General features: G+C 68.0%; 3 protein-coding genes. All 3 read right to left on the bottom strand.

Features of this window, described 5'->3' with window-relative positions; genetic code table 11:
- Nucleotides 1–970: inositol 2-dehydrogenase (gene iolG, locus VI480_RS07170; protein ID WP_323672140.1), on the bottom strand; the 970-nt coding region annotated here is incomplete at its 3' end.
- On the bottom strand, nt 967–2,898 hold the full coding sequence (gene iolD, locus VI480_RS07165) for a 3D-(3,5/4)-trihydroxycyclohexane-1,2-dione acylhydrolase (decyclizing) (protein ID WP_323672139.1): 1,932 nt from the start codon (nt 2,896–2,898) through the stop codon (nt 967–969). The genes iolD and iolG, both read right to left, overlap by 4 nt.
- 62 nt (nt 2,899–2,960) lie before the next feature.
- Nucleotides 2,961–3,887 (bottom strand): Gfo/Idh/MocA family oxidoreductase (locus VI480_RS07160; protein ID WP_323672138.1); only part of this gene is annotated, 927 nt, incomplete at its 5' end.

The raw sequence follows: 3,887 nt of genomic DNA, 5'->3' as shown, positions 1-3,887 counted from the left end.
CCTCGCGGGCGGAACGGGTGGCCGCCAGCGCGATAGCCAAGCATGCCCGGCCGTCTTCCAGCGTCACGGGCGGCTGCCCGCCCGCCAGCACCTCGACGAAGGCGGCCCACTCCGCACGGTACGACTGGGCATACCGCTCAGTGAAGAACCACGGCATCGGCGCAGAGGCTGTTCCTGCTGGGCCGGAACGAACGGCGGCGTGGACGGTCGGATTCTGCGATGCCATCGCACCGGCGCTGCCGAAGGCCTCAACCCGCTGGTCGTAGCCGTAGACCGCCTGCCGGCTGTTGTCGATGGTCGTGATGGTTCCGTCGGCGTGAGTCAGCAGCGCCGCAGCAGTGTCCCAATCGCCCAGTTCGCCGATCGCGGGATCGATGCGCACCGCGCCGGCGGCGTACACCTCCGCGACCTCAGCGCCGGTCACGAAGCGCGCCATATCGAAGTCGTGAATCATCATGTCGGCGAAGATGCCGCCCGAGCCGGCGACGTAGTCCTGAGGCGGGGGCGCCGGATCACGGCTCGTGATACGCACGATGTGGAGCTCGCCGAGTTCGCCGTCGCGGGCAGCCGTGGCAACGGCGCGGTGCGACGGGTCGAAGCGTCGGTTGAAGCCCAATTGCACCGCCGTGCCTGCGGCGGCGACGGCCGAGACGGCGCGTTCGGCCTCGGCCAGATCCAGCGAGATGGGCTTCTCGCAGAAGGCAGGCAGCCCGGCTGCTGCTGCCTCGGTGATCAAATCGACGTGCGATTCCGTGGGCGAGCAGATGGCCACGGCATCGACATCGGATCGGGCCATGAGCGCTGACGGGTCGTCGGCCACAGGCACGTCCAGCTCCGCTGCGAGCGACGCCGATGCCGTCGGAACGGCGTCGCACACGGCAGCCAGGCGTAGGCCCTCGATGCCGGCCAGATGGCGCGCATGCAGCTGGCCGATACGGCCGCAGCCGATGAGCCCGATGCCCGCGGTCACAGGCCTCGCCGTTGAGCAGCCATTGCCTCGGCCATCTCTGCGGCAGCCGTGGCGATCTCGGGCCGGTCACTGGTTTCGGGCACGCCCACTTGCCATGCCGCGCCGCCCTCGGTCCAGGATGTGGGGTGCGTGGCCAGCACGATCACACAGGTGCGCTCGGAAGCGCTCGCCCGCTCCAGGGCTGCCTCCAGCTCTGCGATGGTGGCGACGGTTTCCGACGCGCAGCCCATGGACGCAGCGTGCGCAGCGAAGTCGACATGGAGGGGTGCTGCACCTGATCGATCGACCGTCCCCGATGGGGTCTGGGTCATGGTGTCGACGAGGAAGTTGTTGAATGGCTCGCCGCCTTGAGCTCGCTGCAGCCGATTGATGACCGCAAAGCCGCCGTTGTCGCAGACCACCACCGTGATCGGGTGACCGCTCAGCAGCGAGCTGTACAGGTCGGAGTTCATCATCAGGTACGAGCCGTCGCCGATGAGAGCGATGACGTCTCGCTCGGGCAGCGCCTGCTTCGCACCCCACGCACCGGAGATCTCGTATCCCATTGTCGAGTAGCCGTACTCGCAGTCGAAGGAATGCTCGACGTCGCTGCGCCAGCCGTTCACGGTCTCGCCCGGCAGGCCGCCGGCCGCAGTGACCACGTAGGTCCGCTCATCGGCCGCTCGCGACACCGCTCCCACCACCTGGGCATAGGTCGGCAACGTTGTCCGCGATCCGCCGGCTTCCGGTGCGGCGAGCTTGTCGATGTAGGCGTGGTACTGGGCTGTCTCGGTCTCAGCACGCGCCGTCCAGTCGGCGGGCGCCCGGTAGTCGCCGACGGCCGAGTCCAGCTCAACGAGTCCCTCGCGAGCGTCGGCGACCAGCGGCAGGCTGCCGTGCTTGGTCGCGTCGAACCTCGCTGTATTGAGCCCGACAAACGTCGTGGCGTGGTCGAACACGGTCCAGGAGCCGGTTGCGAAGTCGCCCAGCCGAGTGCCGACCGCCACGATCACGTCAGCGGCACCGGCCATCGCGTTCGCAGAGACACAGCCCGTCACGCCGACCGGGCCGCAGGCGAGCGCGTGGCTGGACGGGAAGCTGGTGCGGCCGGCCACGGTCTCGACGACCGGGATGCCATGGCGCTCGGCAAAACTGCGCAGCTCGGCCTCGGCCATCGACCAGCGCACGCCACCGCCGCTGATGAGCAGCGGGCGCTTCGCAGCCGCCAGCGCAGCCGCCGCGGCTGCCAGCTCGCGACGGTCGGGGCGCGGGCGTCTCATCCGATGCACCACCGGCTCGAAGAAGCCGTGCGGGAAGGAATACGTCTGTGCCTGGACGTCCTGTGGCAGCCCGATGAAGGCCGGACCGCAGTCAGCAGGATCCAGCATGGTCGCCACCGCGTTCGGCAGGCTCGACAGGACCTGTTCGGGTGTCGTGAGCCGGTCCCAGAAGCGGACCACGGATCGGAACGCGTCATTGACCGTCGTCGACGGATCGCCGAAGTGCTCCACCTGCTGCAGCACCGGGTCGGGCAGTCGATGGCTGAAGGTATCCCCCGACAACAGCAGAAGCGGCATGCGATTGGCATGCGCAACTGCAGCGGCAGTGACCATGTTGGTGGCGCCGGGACCGATCGAGCTGGTGGCCGCCATGATGCGGCGGCGACGCATGGCCCGCGCGAAGCCCACTCCTGCAAGCGCCATGCCCTGCTCGTTCTGCCCGCGCCAGGTGGGCAGCTCATGACGAGCCCGGCGCAGCTCGGGTCCCAGGCACGTCACATTGCCGTGGCCGAAGATTGCATACACGCCCCCGAACAGCGGCACCGATTCGCCGTCGGAGACTGTTGCCAACTGGGCGGCGGCGTCACGGTCGAGATCGTCCAGTGCGATGCGCTGCGCTGCGAGACAGCGGACAACGGCGCCGGCGGTCGTCAGCTTGATGTCTGCCATCGCGGGACTCCCTGTGTGTGAGTTGACGGTGCTGGGTTCGGAACTCGATTCGGGCGCGCGTTTCAGCCGCTAGCGGGACCGGCGGGACAGCTGGGCGTCAACTCGTCGACGTTGGCGCTGGTGAGCGAAATCACATCCTCCCAGGCGCCGCTCACCCAGCTGCGCAACAGCGCGGCCTGGACGCTGACATAAGCCACGGCCTCGGCGAAACCTGCGGAATGGGGGCGTTCGTCGCTGACGGCGGAGAGGTACTCGTGATCCTCGAGGGCGACAAGATCCTCGAACCCGATCGCGTTGGCATCTCCCGGGACGAAGGCGCTATGTCCGGGATGCCGCTCGCCTGCCCGGACTGTCGTGTAGCCGCGTTCAGATGTGCTCCCGGCCTTCGGGGCCATATACAGCTGGAGCTCGTTCATCGTCTCCAGGTTCCAGCTCGCCGCACCTTCGGTGCCGTAGATGTCGAACGCCATCTGGCTCTCGGGCCCCGCCATCGTGCGACTGGCTTCGAACGTGCCCAGTGAGCCGTTGGCGAAGACGGCAAGAGCTCCGAAGTAGTCCTCATTGGTGACCGGGCCGGTCGGATCGCCCGGTCGCCCGCGGGCGTAGTGGCTTGCGCCCGCCGCGGCGATCGGCCGCTCCGCGATGAATGTGGCGCCGCTTCCGATCACCTTGGTGATCGGCCCATTCAGCATCATGGCCAAGTCGATGGCGTGGCTCAGGATGTCGCTGCTGACACCGTGACCTGCTTGATCCAATTCGAAACGCCACGACAGCAGACCCAGCGGATCGGCGCCGAACATGGAGAAGAAGCGACCCCGGTAGTTGGTGACCGACCCGAGCGCGCCGCTGTCGATGAGGGACTTGGCGTGCTGCACCAGCGGCGCGTAGCGGTAGTTGTAACCGACACCGGTGATGCTGCCGGCCGTCTTGGCAGCCTCCAAGCAGCGCACCGTCTGCGCTGGCGTGCCGCCGACGGGTTTCTCACAGAA

Origin of the sequence: Candidatus Poriferisodalis multihospitum, from assembly GCF_028283155.1 — a bacterium.
GTDB classification, from domain to species: domain Bacteria; phylum Actinomycetota; class Acidimicrobiia; order Acidimicrobiales; family Poriferisodalaceae; genus Poriferisodalis; species Poriferisodalis multihospitum.
This window is presented reverse-complemented; position numbering and strand designations above follow the sequence as displayed.